The sequence below is a fragment of the Enterobacter sp. ku-bf2 genome (assembly GCF_001742765.1).
Lineage (GTDB): Bacteria > Pseudomonadota > Gammaproteobacteria > Enterobacterales > Enterobacteriaceae > Enterobacter > Enterobacter quasiroggenkampii.
Genome location: NZ_MDVW01000014.1, coordinates 1 through 920, shown reverse-complemented (window position 1 = coordinate 920; position 920 = coordinate 1). Strand labels below are relative to the sequence as shown.

The window sequence follows — 920 nt, the reverse complement described above, 5'->3', positions numbered from 1 at the left end:
GGGGTACTTAGATGTTTCAGTTCCCCCGGTTCGCCTCGTTAACCTATGTATTCAGTTAACGATAGTGYRACGAATYRCACTGGGTTTCCCCATTCGGACATCGCCGGGTCAAAGGTTCATATCACCTCGCCGGCGCTTTTCGCAGATTAGCACGTCCTTCATCGCCTCTGACTGCCAGGGCATCCACCGTGTACGCTTAGTCGCTTAACCTCACAACCCGAAGATGTTTCACTTCTGATTGCGAAAATTTGAGAGACTCGAACACACCTTAAAGATGTGTCGTTTCAATTTTCAGCTTGATCCAGATTTTTAAAGAGCAAATATCTCAAACATGACTCGCAAGTCAGTTTTGAGATATGACGGCAGGTGACTTTCACTCACGAACCAGCAAGTGGCGTCCCCTAGGGGATTCGAACCCCTGTTACCGCCGTGAAAGGGCGGTGTCCTGGGCCTCTAGACGAAGGGGACGTGAAGTCTCAATCGCAAGACGCCTTGCTATTTACTTTTCATCAGACAATCTGTGTGAGCACTGCAAAGGCAGGTTCTTTAAGGTAAGGAGGTGATCCAACCGCAGGTTCCCCTACGGTTACCTTGTTACGACTTCACCCCAGTCATGAATCACAAAGTGGTAAGCGCCCTCCCGAAGGTTAAGCTACCTACTTCTTTTGCAACCCACTCCCATGGTGTGACGGGCGGTGTGTACAAGGCCCGGGAACGTATTCACCGTAGCATTCTGATCTACGATTACTAGCGATTCCGACTTCATGGAGTCGAGTTGCAGACTCCAATCCGGACTACGACGCACTTTATGAGGTCCGCTTGCTCTCGCGAGGTCGCTTCTCTTTGTATGCGCCATTGTAGCACGTGTGTAGCCCTACTCGTAAGGGCCATGATGACTTGACGTCATCCCCACCTTCCTC

At 50.5% G+C, this 920-nt stretch carries 1 tRNA gene and 2 rRNA genes; all 3 read right to left on the bottom strand.

The features are described from left to right. Positions 1-210, bottom strand: a 23S ribosomal RNA gene (locus tag BFG58_RS14965); the annotation flags it as partial. A gap of 182 nt (positions 211-392) precedes the next feature. Further along, positions 393-468 (bottom strand) — tRNA-Glu (locus BFG58_RS14960). Between the two features lie 84 nt (positions 469-552). Next, positions 553-920, bottom strand: a 16S ribosomal RNA gene (locus BFG58_RS14955); the annotation flags it as partial.